General features: G+C 53.5%; 13 protein-coding genes. 7 read left to right on the forward strand and 6 right to left on the reverse strand.

The features are described 5' to 3' along the window. Positions 1-129: 129 nt before the first annotated feature. Complete coding sequence (locus NSQ73_RS19210; RefSeq protein WP_171719718.1) at positions 130-924, reverse strand: AraC family transcriptional regulator; 795 nt, start codon at positions 922-924, stop codon at positions 130-132. Between the two features lie 137 nt (positions 925-1,061). Between NSQ73_RS19210 and NSQ73_RS19215 the strand changes: the two genes are divergently transcribed. Further along, positions 1,062-2,408, forward strand: coding sequence for a glycoside hydrolase family 30 protein (locus tag NSQ73_RS19215; RefSeq protein ID WP_340987708.1), 1,347 nt, complete (start codon positions 1,062-1,064; stop codon positions 2,406-2,408). 103 nt (positions 2,409-2,511) lie between these two features. On the opposite strand, the gene NSQ73_RS19220 is transcribed toward NSQ73_RS19215, so the two are convergent. Next, positions 2,512-3,633, reverse strand: a complete 1,122-nt coding sequence (locus tag NSQ73_RS19220; protein WP_340987710.1) for a glycosyltransferase family 2 protein — start codon at positions 3,631-3,633, stop codon at positions 2,512-2,514. Between the two features lie 178 nt (positions 3,634-3,811). Between NSQ73_RS19220 and NSQ73_RS19225 the strand changes: the two genes are divergently transcribed. From NSQ73_RS19225 to thiD, 3 genes are all read left to right on the forward strand, one after another. Beyond that, the gene (locus NSQ73_RS19225; protein ID WP_340987711.1) at positions 3,812-4,354 is read left to right on the forward strand and encodes an RNA polymerase sigma factor; all 543 of its coding nucleotides are present in this window, start codon (positions 3,812-3,814) and stop codon (positions 4,352-4,354) included. Then, on the forward strand, positions 4,351-5,820 hold the full coding sequence (locus NSQ73_RS19230) for a DUF4850 domain-containing protein (RefSeq protein WP_340987712.1): 1,470 nt from the start codon (positions 4,351-4,353) through the stop codon (positions 5,818-5,820). The genes NSQ73_RS19225 and NSQ73_RS19230 overlap by 4 nt, the downstream gene beginning before the upstream one ends. 475 nt (positions 5,821-6,295) lie before the next feature. Then, a complete protein-coding gene (thiD, locus tag NSQ73_RS19235; RefSeq protein WP_171719713.1) occupies positions 6,296-7,108 on the forward strand; it encodes a bifunctional hydroxymethylpyrimidine kinase/phosphomethylpyrimidine kinase in 813 nt (270 codons plus the stop codon). Between the two features lie 121 nt (positions 7,109-7,229). Here the strand turns inward: thiD and NSQ73_RS19240 are convergent, their stop codons facing one another. The 3 genes from NSQ73_RS19240 to NSQ73_RS19250 form a co-directional block, all read right to left on the reverse strand. Next, on the reverse strand, positions 7,230-8,135 hold the full coding sequence (locus NSQ73_RS19240; RefSeq protein ID WP_042136074.1) for a hypothetical protein: 906 nt from the start codon (positions 8,133-8,135) through the stop codon (positions 7,230-7,232). An 84-nt stretch (positions 8,136-8,219) separates the two neighbouring features. Then, entirely contained in the window at positions 8,220-8,741 is a 522-nt protein-coding gene (locus NSQ73_RS19245; protein ID WP_340987714.1) for a GNAT family N-acetyltransferase, read from the reverse strand. Then, positions 8,738-9,574, reverse strand: a complete 837-nt coding sequence (locus tag NSQ73_RS19250; RefSeq protein WP_340987716.1) for an AraC family transcriptional regulator — start codon at positions 9,572-9,574, stop codon at positions 8,738-8,740. Before NSQ73_RS19250 ends, NSQ73_RS19245 begins: the two co-directional genes overlap by 4 nt. Positions 9,575-9,697: 123 nt before the next feature. Here NSQ73_RS19250 and NSQ73_RS19255 point away from each other — a divergent pair, with 123 nt between their 5' ends. Together NSQ73_RS19255 and NSQ73_RS19260 are read left to right on the forward strand one after the other, a co-directional pair. Continuing rightward, positions 9,698-11,155 (forward strand): alpha-L-fucosidase, encoded by a 1,458-nt coding sequence (locus tag NSQ73_RS19255; RefSeq protein WP_340987717.1) that lies wholly within the window; start codon positions 9,698-9,700, stop codon positions 11,153-11,155. A 40-nt stretch (positions 11,156-11,195) separates the two neighbouring features. Further along, positions 11,196-12,089: a choline/ethanolamine kinase family protein gene (locus NSQ73_RS19260; RefSeq protein ID WP_340987718.1), complete on the forward strand. Its 894-nt coding sequence runs from the start codon at positions 11,196-11,198 to the stop codon at positions 12,087-12,089. Between the two features lie 30 nt (positions 12,090-12,119). On the opposite strand, the gene NSQ73_RS19265 is transcribed toward NSQ73_RS19260, so the two are convergent. Continuing rightward, positions 12,120-12,941: an AraC family transcriptional regulator gene (locus NSQ73_RS19265; RefSeq protein ID WP_340987720.1), complete on the reverse strand. Its 822-nt coding sequence runs from the start codon at positions 12,939-12,941 to the stop codon at positions 12,120-12,122. 201 nt (positions 12,942-13,142) lie between these two features. Here NSQ73_RS19265 and NSQ73_RS19270 point away from each other — a divergent pair, with 201 nt between their 5' ends. Further along, positions 13,143-16,256, forward strand: a complete 3,114-nt coding sequence (locus NSQ73_RS19270; RefSeq protein ID WP_340987722.1) for a glycoside hydrolase family 2 TIM barrel-domain containing protein — start codon at positions 13,143-13,145, stop codon at positions 16,254-16,256. Positions 16,257-16,493 lie beyond the last annotated feature (237 nt).

The raw sequence follows: 16,493 nt of genomic DNA on the forward strand, positions 1-16,493 counted from the left end.
AGCGGAATATAGGTTAAGCTAACAACTGAAATTTCAGGGCAGCCCCTGCGGGCTCCATACATAAGGGTGTCCCAATCCGCCATTGTCACGCAACGGCGGATTGGGACACCCTTTTTTTATCGTCACAGGCTATGAACGCCTCCGGTACACTCCCGGTGCAACGCCGTACCGCTCCCGGAATACCCGGTGGAAGTAGGTATAGCTGCCGAAGCCGGTCTCCTCCGCAATACGCTCCAGTGTATAGTTGCTGTTGTCCATCAGCCGCAGCGCCATCGCCAGACGGACCTGCACCGCATATTGCATCACCGAATACCCGAATTGTTCCTTAAACAGATGAACCGCCCGGGTGACGCTGATTCCCGCATGGCGGGCCACATCCTCCAGCCGGATGGAGGATGTCGCATGCTCTTCCACATAATTCTTGATCTTCAGTCCCTGCAGGAGTGAAGAGGAGGATGAGGCCGGCGCTTCCGCGATAGCCCGGTCCAGCAGCAGGCACAGTGCCTTGAACAGCGCCTCAAGAATTTCCGGGCTGCCTCCGTCGATCCGCCGTTTTTCCAGAATTAATTGCTGCCAGATGCTATGCAGCTTGCTGTCTTCGGCAATCCTGGACTTCTTAGCCCTCACCTGCTTGTTCCACCACTCATCCACCCATTCACCTGTACACATGACATAGTAGTCTGCGCTGAAGCCCAGCGGACTTTCTTTCTCGCCAATCCGCAGATCGTAGAGCTCACCGGGACGGAACAGCAGCAGATCACCCGGCATCACCGTGACCATCTCCCCGTCAATCAGCGCTTCACATTCCCCTTCTGCCTGGAGCCTGATGATATAGGTATCCAGCCCTTCACGGAACAAATGCCAGAACGGCTGGATATGCCGGGAAAATGAGCTGAGATGAATGTCTACACCGGTTGTACCCATCCTGGATCACCCTTCCTTACTCTTGCCTCATGACCAGATCGTTGAGGTTCTTAACCATATTGTTTCTTCAAAGTGCAGCGGAATACCTTCTATAATGAGACTATTCCTACAAACTTTCAGGAGGTAACATAAGTCCTATGAGCAGCCCTACAGTCCGCGTGATCCAGACAGCCAAAGAAACCGGTGACCGGTTAACAGAATTACAGCCTCTGTCCTTCCGGGCCGATTCCGAAGAGAAGGAAATGGAGTTAATTAATATTTATGAGGATTTGGAATATCAGGAAATTGAAGGCTTCGGCGGTGCGCTGACGGAAGCCTCTGCAGTCACGCTGGCCAAGCTTAGTCCGGAGAAGCAGCAGGAAATAATCGATGCCTACTTCCATCCGGAGCACGGAATCGGCTACACCCTGTGCAGATCACATATCCAGAGCTGTGACTTCTCAACAGGCAACTATGCTTATGTAGATGGCGTTGACCCGGAGCTGACTACTTTCAATATCTCAAGAGATCAGGAGTCGATACTTCCGTTAATCAAACGCGCGGCTGATGCTGTGGGCGGGAGCTTCCGGCTGTTCTCCTCCCCATGGAGCCCTCCGGCCTTCATGAAGACGAACGGCGAGATGAATAACGGCGGCAAGCTGAAGCCGGAATACCGGGAAGCCTGGGCTAATCTGTTCGTGAAATACATTCAGGCTTACGCTGAAGCCGGCATCGATATCTGGGCGGTCAGTGTGCAGAATGAAGCCAAAGCCAAGCAGATCTGGGATTCCTGCATTTATACCGCTGAAGAAGAGAAGGATTTCGTACGCGATTATCTCGGTCCTGCCCTGGAAGCAGCCGGCCTCAGCCATGTCAAAATCATGATCTGGGATCATAATAAGGAACGGGTCTATGACCGGGCGAAGACCACTTTCAATGATCAGGAGGCGGCAAAATATATCTGGGGCATCTGCTTCCACTGGTATTCCGGTGACCACTTTGAAGCCTTGAGCGCTGTACATGAGCGATTCCCTGACAAAAAGCTGTTCTTCAGCGAAGGCTGCCAGGAAGGCGGCGTACACCTCGGCTCCTGGAACACCGGTGAACGTTACGGCCATGATATTATCGGCAACCTGAACAACTGGATGTCCAGCTGGACAGACTGGAATATCGTCCTTGATGAGCAGGGCGGCCCGAACCATGTGGGCAACTTCTGCGATGCGCCGATTATCGGCGATACTGTGCAGGATGAAGTAATCTATGAGAGCTCGTTCTATTACATCGGGCATTTCAGCAAGTATATCCGTCCGGGCGCCGTTCGTGTGGGCAGCTCCAGATATACCGACAAATTCGAAACTACGGCGTTCCGCAATACAGACGGCACTTATGCCGTGGTCGTACTCAACCGCACGGACAGCGGGCTTCCATACACCCTGCATTTCCGGGATCAGCTGGCGGAGGGTTCAATTCCGGCCCATGCGATTCAAACCCTGCTGTTCCAATAAAAACACATAAAGGCGCTCCCAAGCTACGGCTTGAGGAGCGCCTTTATTCATATGGGCGGTCTGCATTGATTCGCCCCTTCGGTACTGCTGTTAAGCAACCCTGCTATTCCTTCTTCTCCCCGGCGGTCTCCTGCGGCTGAAGCGAAACATATTTGTCCCCCAGAAGCTTCTGGAAGTAGGTCCGGTTGTACAGCATGCTGGGATGACCGGGAAGGTGACGCAGTGCCGTTTCATTGAACATATTAGCCCGTTCATGCTGGCCCAGCCGGTCATAACAGAGTGCGAGCTGCAGATTCGGAATCCAGGTGGCGAAGGCTTCATTCTTCACGCCCATAGACTCTGTCTGCCGCGGCAGCATAACAGCGAGCTCATACCAGTAGATAGCCGGGTGAAGCTGGCCCTGCTCCACATGCCAGGCACCGAGCCGGCAGCAGAACTCGGCACGCGGAGAATCGTACTGGAGCGTCCGGGTAATCGCAGTAAACGCTCCTGCCTTGTCACCCAGCCGCTCCCGGCATTCGGCCAGCCGCAGGCAGGCCTGAATATTATCTTCGATCCAGCCTTGGCCCCCGTTCAGAAACTGCTCATAATATCGGCTGGCCTCCTCATGGATTCCATGATCGCGCAGCTCATTGGCATAATAATATTGATCCCTGGGAGAGAAGACTTCCCCCTCAGCCACCCGCTTGCGGTAGATCCGCAGGTTGCGGTCCGTGTACTCTTTGTCTTTCTCATGGGTAATGCAGACATCACTGCTGTAAGAAGGGCCGTATACCTCCAGGTATTCATGCACCGGTCCGATCCATTTGAACCCGCAGGACCGGCGGACCAGCCGGTTGCGCCGCAGGGACGTAACGACCTTCCCCTCCCCGTCAAAAGCAAGATTATACTGCATGTTCACACTGTCCACATTCTCCGGCAGGGCGTGCTTCAGCTCCCTGAGCCGCGCATGATCCTCATCCTTCAGATAGTCATCCGCATCCAGCCAGAAGATGTATTCCTTGGTCGCCTTACTGAAGGCGAAATTGCGGGCAGCAGAGAAATCTTCGATCCAGGTAAAATCATATATCACCGCTCCGAAGGTTTCCGCAATCTCCTTGGTTCTGTCCGTCGAGCCTGTATCCACAATGATGATCTCGTCCGCAATCGCTCCAATGGAAGTAAGGCAGCGGGGCAGGCTCTTCTCTTCATTGCGGACAATCATGCATAAGCTGATTTCTATCATGGCAGCCTCCTAATCGTTATCCTCCTATATAAATATGCAGCCCCCTCCAATTGGAACTCCCGTTCCTACCCAATCTGCCGCCCTTAATGCCACACCCCGCTATATAATTTTTCAGCACAAAAGAAACTTTCCGGAGGATGAAGAGGTCAATACAGTAGAGAGAAAAGGGAGGGACCGTATGTACGGTGCAACGAAGGATTCCAATACTATGAACGCCGCCGCGTTAAAGACACTTATGGAAGACTATGGCGAGGATGTATGGAACTATGCCTACTACCTGGCCCGCAGCAGAAGCGCTGCTGATGATATCTCACAGGAGACCTTCATCCGGGCTTATAAATACAGGGATACTTTTCGCGGCGAAGCTTCCGTCAGAACCTGGCTGCTGCGGATTACCCGCAACCGCTGGCTGTCCTATCGCAGCAGCAGCTTCATCCGGCGGGTAACCTTACAAGCTCACGCTGGCAGACCCGGCTCAAGCCCATCCGCTGAAGAGGTGTTTTTGCAGCAATCCTTGAGCAGTGAGGTGTGGAAGGTAGTCCTGCAGCTGCCGCGCAACGCCAGGGAGGTCCTTATGCTCTATGCCCACTACGGACTCAGCATGGAGGAATTGGCCGGAATGCTGGGGATATCCTTATCTGCAGCCAAATCCAGACTGCACCGCGCAAGGCAGCAAGCCAATGAATATTGGGAAAAGGAAAAGGAGTTGAACAGATCATGAGCAAATTACCCGAGGAATGGGAACAGCAGCTGAAGGAGAAGCCTTTTGAGGGCATGAATTTCACTCCACAAATGCAGAAGAAGGTAGAGCAGCGTGTGGGAGGGTATCAGCCCAAGCGCAAGCGTTATAAGATTCTAGCTTACGCAGCGGTACTGCTGCCGGTCATGGCCATGCTGCTATGGTTCGGTTACAGCGGCCTGGAACCCGGCAAGCTTGCCGGCCGGATAACTCCCCTGGTATCGGAAGCTCCCCCGCCCCGGGAAACCGGAGCTGCGGATTTCTCCCCCGCTCCCACCGGCAATAGCCAAAGCGTTCCAAGCAATGATTATGCGGTTGGCATCCGCAGCATTTATAATGCTGAAGTCCCTTTCCCTTCTGTTGAAGACAAAAGGGCTGAAGTATCGATCCCGCTGGCTGCCATACTTTCCGTTCCCGTTCTGGACGACGGAAACAGTCCTGCACATGTCACTCCGCCCCCGTTGCCCAAGATGACCTTCCCGCTGCCGGCCGGCATGGAAGACAAGCTGCAGGCGGCCCTCGTCTTCCAGGGCGATACCGGCAGTGCTTATATCCTGCTGGCCCCTGCCGGCTGGAAAGCTTCGGCTGTTACCGGAGCCAACGGCTCCCTGGGGGCGACGTTTGAGGACCCGGAAAATCCGGAGCAAACTTTGCAATATTCCGATAATGCCTGGGGCTGTCAGGGCTGTGCAGTCGGCAGCATCGGGACCTATTTCCCCGGAAAGGCAGAATGGGCGGATGAGTATGGATTGACCATTATTCCTCCTGCGTTCACCGAACAGTATATGGCGGGAACCGGAGGAGCGGATGCACGCACTGTGCGGTATTCTCTGCCCTCGGAAGCCAGCGGATATGAAACAGCCGGAACAGCCTACTACGATGAAGGCGAATGGGGATATCTGTTCCGCAAGCTGGAGATGACCACCTCTTCAGCCTTTGACGGGCAGGATGTGATTGACAGCATCCAGGGATTTTTTGCAGCCAATCATGGCCCGCTCCTCCTTCCTGCAGTGCAGAATCCGGAATCTGCCGCAGGCAGTGCAGAGTATACTACGCAGTCTCTCTACCTGGCGCTGGAACAGCGGGGCATGCAGCTCAGTCTCGTCCCGGATACCACAGAGCTCATGTTCAACAAGCAGCTGGCCGGCGTCTGGCCTGAAGAGCTGCTGATCGATAAGACCGATACACCGGCCCGGCCGGACCGGTTGTCCGTCTATACCTACGCTGACAGCCTGGAATGTGCCGAAGGTCTGGCTGCGTTGAAGCTGGAGATTAACCGTACGACAAATGATGGAGGAGCTCGGATATACCCTCATGTCTTCAGGGGAGGGAAATTCCTTGTGGTGTATTGGATGGGCGGGGACAGTGCGGAGCCCTACGTTTATGACAAGGCCATCAAGCTGGCGCTGCGCAGCCTCGAAGGCAGCTCCGCCTCTGAAACGGACTGAGATTCCGCTAAATTACCGAATAAGACAGATTTTCCCGATAAACGGACTGAGATTCCGTTATTTGACTGCGCATCCCTCAATTCATGCCCGATTGAACAAGATAAGGGATTCTCAGTCCGCTTCAGCCTCAAAATGTGATTATTGCGGGAAATAAGGTCCTCTCAGTCCGATTCACTATCCTGCCAACATATTGCCGGCCTTTTGCTCCCGCACCACCTATCCCGGCTGCACATATAGGTTATTCTCAATTCTTATCTTTGAAAATAGCACTGTCGTGCGGACAGCTAGAGTGTTTTTTGTTATAATGTCGTAGAGCAAGTGGAAACGGCGTTGCCGTCCTTTTAAAGGACGGTACCGTTTCAGCGAGAAATAGAAGGATAAGTTATCGTGTGAAACATATAAACGCTTATATTTTTAAAAAGTTGCACCCAAAACAGGCTCCATACCATTCATATACAAAAAGGGGACGTTACCTTTGTCAAAAATCATCAAAACCTTAACTATTGCCGGCAGTGACTCCAGCGGAGGCGCAGGCATTCAGGCTGACCTCAAAACCTTTGAGGAATACGGCACCTATGGCTTCAGCGCACTGACTACAATCGTTACCATGGACCCCGACCGGGGCTGGCACCATAATGTATATCCGATCGATGCCGCAATCGTCGCAGAGCAGCTCAAAACGATCTTCGCCGGCGGTCCCGTAGACGCGATGAAGACGGGTATGCTGGGCAGTGTCGAGATCGTGCAGGTTACCGAGCAGGCAATCAAGAACAATCTGCAGACCAATGTGGTTATTGACCCGGTGATGGTCTGCAAAGGCGAAGATGAGGTGCTGAATCCGGAGAGCGCCAATGCGATCCGCGATCTGCTGCTGCCTCTGGCTACTGTAGCGACACCGAACCTGTTCGAAGCCGGCGTCCTCTCCGGACTGGGCAAGCTGACTACTCTTGAAGAGATGAAAGAAGCGGCCCGTCTGATCCATCAGCTCGGCACCAAGAATGTTGTCGTCAAAGGCGGCAAGGCACTGGGCGGCGACATGGCGATCGATATCTTCTTCGACGGCAGCGAATATCTCGTTCTGGAGACAGCCAAGATCGAACCCGCCCACAATCACGGAGCCGGCTGCACCTTCGCCGCCGCTATTACCGGCGGCCTGGCTAACGGTTTGTCGGTGAAGGAAGCCGTAGTGAAAGCGAAGGACTTCGTGTCCGCAGCCATCCGCAACGGTTATGCCTTCAACCAGTATGTCGGCCCTGTATTCCACGGCGGCTACCGTCTGGAGAACTAGGAACAGCCAGTCTGCCGGATCACGGCGCAGCAGCAAAAAACCTCTCTTCGGGAATGGGTGTGAACAACCATTCGAAGAGAGGTTTTTGTTATTTTCAGAGATGCTGATCTCTGTATTCTATTTACTTCGCGGCTTGTTCCTCCGCAATATGCTTCACAAACTCAATCGTCTTATCCTTATTGTCTTCGCCAAGCACACCAATGATGATCGATTTCACATTGTAGTCAATGGGCAGCGCAGAGATAAACGGAGAATCCATAATATTCACACCATACAGCTCGCGCTTGCCGGTATCTTCATTCGTTCCCCATCTCATACGTGTATCGTCAGCAGCCAGCTTGCCGTCCGCCGTAATGGGTTCGAGATTCTGGAATCCGGCCTGTCCGCCGATCCACTCGATGGTCGCATCATCCATAATGACGATATCCGGCCGGTTGGCCGCCAGCTCAACCACAGCTTTCTGCATATGGTTCATATCCAGCGTATCAGCGCCTTCTCCGGTCTTGGGCAGATACACGATGGTAGCCTCGACCCGCTTCCACTGCGGATAAGCGTCAATGACCGCTTGTTCCAATGCCGCTGTATCCCCGCTGCTGTCCTTGGCCCCGAAATTACCCACGAACATAATGGTCGCATCCACCGGCGGCAGCGAAGCAAGATACTGTCTGTGCTGATAGTTATCATACAGTGCCTTCCCGCCAAAAATCAGCACAAGCACTGCGACGATGGACAGGATAACATGCGTTTTGTAGAGCCGCATAAAGCGTTCCCATTTGCTTGCAGTCCCGGAGAACCGCCCGTATTTGGCGAGTCGCTGGTCTTCAGCTTCCTGAATCTCCTGCTCGTCCCAAGTATCCAGAATAAGCTTGTACGCCTGGAAATCCGCTTCATAGTCCGCTATTTCTTCATCCGTAGAAAGAGTCCGTCTGCGCTTCAGGAGCAAATCGAACCGCTTGTTCAATTCCTCTCTGGTTACGGTTTCAGTTAATCCTAGCCGCGCGTACGCTTGCTTCAAGTTATCGTTCACATTCAGTTCTCCTTTGATATGTATGATGCCATAATTCTATTTTAACAGACTTCGCCCTGTATTCTCCACTCTGGCTATAGACGCTCAGAACAGGCCCGGCGTCTCCATCAGCAGGAACTCCGTTTCGCTGTCTCCATACCGGTTGATGAAGCTCTGCCCGGGCAGGAAGCCCGCCTTCTTATACACGGCAATAGCCCGGAGATTAAAGGCCGCAACCGACAACCGGAACCGCTTCGCGTCATAGGTCCGCTGTGCAAACTTCATACCCGACTGCAGAAAAGCAAGCCCTTTTCCAGCGCCGGTCAGGTCCGGCCTTAATCCCAGTCCGATATCAAGCGCTGTACCATCCAGATAATATCCCAGCTCTACCCCTCTTCCCACCTGGGCATTCCTTCCGTAACAGAAGAATCCGGCCAGTTCCCCTTCCGCAGTGCGTACGCCGAAGTAGGAGCCGTCCATCAGCTCTTCGATATCCTCCGTTCCAGCAGAATCATCCAGCATATTGTACAGAGAATATGGCGGTTCGTATTTCCAGTTCAGAATCTCTCTGGCTGCCGGCTCATCCATTAACCGGATCTGATAACCGCTATATAGGTCGCTGATCATAGTTTAACGCCTCCAGTTTCCTGTTTCCTGAATTCTGTAGGTGCAAGCCCGGCATGCTTCTTGAATTGCCTGGAGAAATAGAACAGATCGCCGAAGCCGAGCTGGTCGGCAATCTCGCTGACCGAACCGGAGGTGGTTGCCAGCAGGTCTTTCGCTTTTTCAATCTTTTGCCGGGTGATGTATTGGATGGGGGGCACGCCGATCTGCTGCTTGAACAGGCGTATGAAGTAATTAGGGTGCATATGCGCAATTTCGGCAAGGTCATGAATGGTAATATTGTGTTCGATATTCGCAGCGATGTATTCCAGAACGGCTGTCAGCTTCCGGGCGGAGCCCAGATTCTTATAAGAGATTTCATCCAGCCTGAGGTTCATGATGTAATAGGAGATCAGCTCCAGCAGCTTGCTCTTCGCCAGCAGCGGGGCATATACAGCGTCCGATTGGGCACTCCCGGTAATCCCTTTGAACGCCGCCTCGACAGCAGCAGGATTCTCCGGAATGCATAAATGGCTCATCTCCAGGATACGGAACAGATTAATCTCTCCGACCTTGGCGCTGAAATGACACCAGTACTTGAGAAAAGGTCGTTCGCTGATGCATGAGTAGGACTGCTTCACCCCTTCAGGCATCAGGATCAGCTCCCCCGGCTGCGGATAATATTCCTTATCCCCGATCTTCAGCCAACCTTCACCGCCGCAGATGTAATAGAACTTGCTGTAGTCCGGAGTATAGTCCAGATCCCTCCACTGTGTGGTGCACTGGTTATAATCCGCCATGAGCAGGTCGACCTTCAGATTGGATAAGTAGCTGGTAAGCAATGCTTGATGATCCATCGTTCAGACCGCCTTAAAGGTTATTTTTGTACATCAGAAAGTTAATCCCGTACATTCTTAATCTCCCTGCGGCCCGGTACAATGAAAGCGTTATATTAATCGCGGGAGGATGAGAAACTGACTATGAATATGACTGATTATTTGCACCTTATCGACGAGACCATTAAGAACGGCCCCTATAAGGATGATTGGGATTCTCTAAGTATGTATGAGGTGCCGCAGTGGTACCGCCAGGCCAAATTCGGCATTTTCATTCACTGGGGGCTGTATTCTGTCCCGGCCTTCAGTAACGAGTGGTATTCCCGCAATATGTATATCCAGGGCACGAAGGAATATGAGCATCATCTGGCTGTCTACGGGAACCACAAGGATTTCGGTTATAAGGATTTCATTCCCTTGTTCACGGCGCAGCAGTTCAACCCGGACGAGTGGGCTGCCTTATTCCAAGCCTCCGGCGCCAAGTATGTCATTCCCGTTGCAGAGCATCATGACGGCTTCCAGATGTATAAAAGCGCTGTCTCCCATTATAACACGTACGAGATGGGGCCTGGGCGGGATATTCTCGGCGAGCTGAAGGCCGCCTTCGGGAAGCAGGATCTGGAGCTGGGCGTCTCCTCCCACCGCGCGGAGCACTGGTTCTTCATGTCCCACGGCAAAGAGTTCGAGTCCGATATCCATGAGCCGCTGGAACGCGGCGATTTCTACTGGCCGTCTATGCCGGAACCCGATCATCATGATCTCTACGGCTCTCCCCCGTCTGAAGAGTATCTGGAAGACTGGCTGATCCGCTGCTGCGAGCTGGTTGACCAGTATCAGCCTAAGGTCTTCTATTTCGACTGGTGGATTGAGAATGCTGTATTCAAGCCGTATCTGAAAAAATTCGCCGCCTATTACTACAACCGGGCTGTTCAGCGCGGAACTACGGCTGCCATTAATTACAAACATGATGCCTTCATGTTCGGCACAGCCATTCCCGATGTAGAGCGGGGGCAATTCGCGGAGCTGAAGCCGTTCTTCTGGCAGACGGATACAGCAGCCGCACGAAACTCCTGGTGTTATACGGAGAATAATGACTTCAAATCCGCCGTTGAGATCATCCGCGATCTGGTGGATATCGTCAGCAAAAACGGCAATCTCCTGCTGAATGTGGGGCCGCGGGCTGACGGCAGCTTTGCCGATGAAGATAAAGCGATTTTGGCTGCTATCGGCGGCTGGCTGGGCACAAATGGTGAAGCCATCTATGAGAGCTCTTTCTGGCGCACGTTCGGTGAAGGGCCGACACGCATTGAAGAGGGACAGTTCACCGACGGCAGCGCCAAGGTGTTCACCCCTGAGGACATCCGCTTCACCGTGAAGGGAAGCTGCCTGTATGCAACCGTCCTGGTGTTCCCTGCGGATGGCATGGTCCGCATTACATCACTTAGGGAGAAATCCCCCTATTTCGAGGGTATCATCCAGAAGATGTCCGTGCTCGGTTTCGATGAACAGCCTGCCTGGGAACGGGATGCAGAAGCATTAACGATCCGCACCACAGCGGTGGCCAGCGCCCTGCCGGTTGTGTTCAAGCTTGAACTTGCCTGATCTTTGCCTATTACTCTTCACAACGGAAGGAATAACCAGAATGAGCGGATGGACTGAACCCATGAAGCAGATTATTGAGGAAAAATTAAAGTGGGATATTGCGGATACAACCATTGAATACCAGCAGGATGGCTTGACGAATCAGAATTATATTATTACGAACGGTATCCGTAAGCTGGCGCTGCGCATTAGCGGCGGGAACACGGGCAGGCTTGGCATTAAGCGGGACGCAGAGCTTGCCGCTATGCAGGCGGCGGCAGACATAGGGATAGGTGCAAAGGTAGTGTATTTCTCCCCGGAGACGGGTCATATGGTCACAGAGTTTATTGATGGCGTGAAGTGGACCGACGCGGATGCCGGCACCGATGTGAATATGAAGCGGATCGCCGATACTTTGAGGAAAGTGCATGCCCTGCCGCCGGTTCCCTATACATTCTCGCCTTATCAGGATATTACGGACCGGATACAATTTGCCGCCCGGCATCAGCTCGGTCTTCCCGGAGATCTGGACGAGTTCCTGAAGAAGCTTGCGGCCATTCAGCAGGACAGGGCGTCAAGCTCACAGCAGCAGCTGGGGCTGTGCCATAATGATCCTTTTGCAAACAACTTTCTGGATGACGGAACGGTGCGGCTGATTGACTGGGAATATGCCGGAATGGGCGATATCATGTTTGATCTGGCATGTGTATGCTCGGCGTATTCCCTGCCACAGAAGGAAATCTTCCTTGCCTGCTACTTCGGTCATTATGATGCGGATACCCTGCATAGCCTTGAACAGATGTCTTACGTGGTCACCTTCTGGAATGCGATGTGGGCGGTGCTGCAGACATATGACCCTAAGCCGGTTGTTGAATCCGCAGCGTCTGCCGGGCCGGCTGCAGAATACTGTCAAATCGCGGATTGGATGTTCGCCCGGCTGAGGGAGAGTGTGTGATACGGATACGAATCCGGAGCCTGGCGGCCCCTAATCCAGACCATGCAGGCGCCTCCACTCTTCGGGCTGCATACCGGTCAACCGCTTGAACACAGCACAGAAGTAGCTGACATTCTCGAACCCTGCCCGCTGGGCGATTTCATAGACTCTCTGCCCTCTGCTGCTGAACATGAGCTGTTTGCTCCGGTTCACCCGCTGTTTGTTAATGTAGGCGACCGGCCGCTCGCGGACGGTGCGCTGGAACAGCCGGCAAAGATACTGCGGCGACACTTCAGCCACCTCGGCCAGCTCCTTCAGCAGCAGCGGACGGTGCAGGTGGAGCTCTATATATTGCAGCACCGGCTTCATCCGCTCCAGCTCATTATCCTCATTCGAGGCCGGGAGCAGGCTGCGTTTCAGATCCAGAAGCAGCGAGTACAATAACTTCGAACGTTCCAGATTATCCTGAAGCTCATTGCCGTATGAAAGGGTAAGCATCTCTTCCAGCGGTTTTAGGATGGGCTGCGCTCTTAAGCTCCCCATTCCTGACTCACGTATACCGGCATAGAGCAGCATCTGGGCCGCTTCCCGCCCGTTAAAGGATATCCAGGCCAGCTCCCATTCCCGGCTCAGCGGTGCATACGAATGGGGAACATCCGGATAGAGAAAGAAGATATCCCCGGGACCGGCAACATAGGATTTATCCCGGATCTGCAGCTCCCCCTTGCCTCCAAGCACCTGGTGCAGCTGGTAATCGGGAAACCCCGCCGGACGCTCCGTCTCTTCCTGATGCTCCCAGTACCCGATGGTCGTGGCATAGAGCGGCAGCGGAAGCGTTTCTTCCATTTCGCTGAAGATCATTGTACTTCTCACTGGCGTCCCACCTTTCTGTAAAAACCCAGCGCGTTCTAACCGCCGGTATTCCTGTCCCGCCTCTTCATCATAACGGCCCGCAGTTTCAAATTCCAGTCCAATCTTGTTTCATATTTTGTTATATCCGATGAATATCATTATATATACCCCAGTCATTCTCCATTCTATAATATGAATATAACAATATAAGGAGATGTTAACTTGCGCCATAAGCTCTCATACCAGCAGCCTGCAAACGGATATCCGGAGTGGAATAATAATCCTGAGCTATTTCAATTGAACCGGTTAGACGCGCATGCCTCCATGATGTCTTTCCCGGCAGTGGCTGAAGCCCTGCAGGGAACTAAAGAAGCCTCCTCCCGTTATCAATCCTTGAACGGAACCTGGAAATTCGCATTCGCCGAGACTCCAGAAGCGCGGATTAAGGATTTCTATACCGCCGGTTATGACTCCGGAGACTGGGCGGATATTACCGTTCCCTCCCACTGGCAGTTCCAGGGGTATGATTATCCGCAATATACCAATGTCCGTTATCCATGGGCCGTGTCCGAGCCGGAGCTGAAGCCGCCTTTTGCCCCGACCGTGTACAATCCGGTAGGCTCTTATATCCGCACCTTCACCGTACCCGAGACTTGGGATGGGCAGCCGGTGTACCTCAGCTTCCAGGGGGTTGAATCCGCTTTCTATGTCTGGGTGAACGGTGAGCTGGCCGGATACTGTGAGGATACCTTCACGCCATCCGAGTTCGATATTACCGCTTATCTGGTACCCGGTGTCAACAAGCTGGCTGTAGAAGTCTACCGCTGGTGCGATGCCAGCTGGCTGGAGGATCAGGACTTCTGGCGGCTGAGCGGAATATTCCGCGACGTTTATCTGTATACTGCACCGCCTGTGCGGGTTGCCGATTTCTTCGTCCGGACAGAGCTGGACGAGAAGTATACCGATGCGCAACTGAATGTAAATCTGACGATTGAGAATTATTTTGACAAGGTAATTGAGTCTCATTCAGTACAGGTGCAGCTCTATGACGGTAAGGAACAGCCGCTATGGGATCATCCAGTCTCCGCCTCTGTCGCTTTCGGCCAGGCTGGAGTTCAGCAGCTAGAGCTATCCGCAGCAGTGACGAACCCGAAGAAGTGGAGCGCCGAGAAGCCTTATCTATACACCCTGGTTATTGCTGTATCGGATGATCAAGGGCAAGTGCTGGAAGCGGTCAGCTGCAAAGTAGGCTTCCGTACCTTCGAGCTCCAGAATGGTCTGATGAAGATCAACGGCAAACGGATCGTGCTCAAGGGCACCAACCGTCATGAATTCTCCTGTGACACCGGCCGGGCGCTCTCCAGAGAAGATATGATCACCGACATCAAGCTCATGAAATCGCATAATATCAATGCTGTGCGGACTTCCCATTATCCGAATCAGTCCGTATGGTATGAGCTGTGTGACGAATACGGTCTCTATGTCATCGACGAGACGAATCTGGAGACCCATGGCTCCTGGCAATACGGGCAGCAGGAACTGCATGAGTTCAATGTCCCTGCCAGCCGGCCGGAATGGCGCGCCAATGTCATTGACCGCTGCAACTCCATGATGCAAAGAGACAAGAATCATCCGTCGGTCATCATCTGGTCACTCGGCAACGAGTCCTTCGGCGGCGACAACTTCCTGGCCATGCACGACTATCTGCGGGAAGCCGATCCGACCCGTCTGGTGCATTACGAAGGGATTTTCCATTACAGAGCATCGGAAGCCGCAAGTGATATCGAATCCACCATGTACATCAAACCGGATGATGTCGAGAGATATGCGCTGAACCATCCCAAGAAGCCGTATATTCTCTGCGAATACAGCCATGCCATGGGCAACTCCTGCGGCGGTCTGCATCTGTACACCGAGCTGTTTGACAAGTATGACATCATTCAGGGCGCTTTTATCTGGGACTGGGTGGATCAGGCGATCCGCACTACTACCGCGGACGGGATAGAATATCTGGCCTATGGCGGCGATTTCGGGGAGAATCCGCATGACGGCAACTTCAGCGGCAACGGCCTGCTGTTCGCTGACCGTACGGTTACTCCTAAGCTGTTAGAGGTCAAAAAATGCTATCAGAGCATTGTCCTCACCGCGTTGGACCTGAACACCGGACGTCTGCAGGTTCGCAATAACTTCCTGTTTACGGATCTGGGAGACTATCAGCTGCAATGGAAGCTGGCGCTGGATGGAGAAGCCGTCCAGGAAGGAACGCTGCCTCTGTCCGCAGCACCCGGTGAAACCGCTGAAATTGCCGTTCCGTACGATCACAGCCTGCTTGAAACCGGCAAAGAAGCTGTACTTACGGTCTCGTTCGTCCTGCAGGCCGAAACAGCCTGGGCAGGTGCAGGCCACGAAGTCGCCTGGGAACAGTTCATTCTGTCCCCGTATATTCCGGCCGCCACTCCTGTTATTCCAGGGAGTAAGCTGCAGGTCAATGAGCAAGACGGGCTGGTGACATTTGCAGGCAGCAGCTTCGGAATATCGTTCGACACGGCAACCGGCGCCCTGGTTTCTTACCAGTCTTCCGGCAAAGAGCATCTGCTTGCACCGGCAAGACCTAACTTCTGGAGAGCGGTAACCGACAATGACCTCGGCAACAAGCATCCCGAGCGCTGCGCAGTCTGGAAGGAAGTCTCTTACAGCCGTCAGCTCACCCGGTTCAGCTGCCGTGTAGAGGGCAGTCTCGGTTTCGTGACCGCTGAGTATCTGCTGGATACCCAGCCGAAGTCCCTGCTGCGTGTTCAATACGAGATCCGCACAGACGGCTCGGTAGAGATTGTTCAGGAGCTTCAGCCGGGCAGCAGCAAGCTGCCGGAGATTCCGGAATTCGGCATGGCCTTCGAGCTGGACAGCAGCCTCGACACCATCTCCTGGTACGGCCGCGGCCCGCATGAGAACTACTGGGACCGGCAGTCCGGAGCTCCGCTGGGACGTTACAGCGGCACGGTCAGCGGGCAATACACACCGTATCTCCGTCCGCAGGAATGCGGCAACAAGACGGATGTCAGATATGCCTCCATTACTGCAGGCAGCGAAGGTCATGGCTTGCATGTAGAAGGCGCGTTGCCTATCGAAGTCAACGCCCTGCCTTGGAGTGCAGCTGAGCTGGAAGCCAGCGATCACGGCTACAAACTGCCTGTATCCGACAAAACGGTGCTGCGCGTGAACTACAAGCAGATGGGCGTCGGCGGTGACGACAGCTGGGGCGCTCCGACCCATGAGCAGTTCACCCTGCCTGCTAACCGTCCGTATTCGTTCCGTTTCACGCTTTCATTCGTTTAAGTTGCCTCACAAGCAGAACAGCGAGGCATAGAAGGATAAGTTAGCATGTGAAACATGTTATATTTCAATAAAGAGGTGTCCCGGCAGCCGGTTCTGCGGCTTGGGACACCTCTTTTCGCTTGCTCATTTCCTGCCCATCAACTGCTGAACTAAGCCTCACCGCACGAATAGAGCATCAATCCTCCTCATGCGCCCTGGCGAATAAACTACTCTGCCGGATGCTTGTGAGGTAATAAC

It is taken from the genome of Paenibacillus sp. FSL R10-2736 (assembly GCF_038000245.1).
GTDB lineage: Bacteria > Bacillota > Bacilli > Paenibacillales > Paenibacillaceae > Paenibacillus_AQ > Paenibacillus_AQ phytohabitans.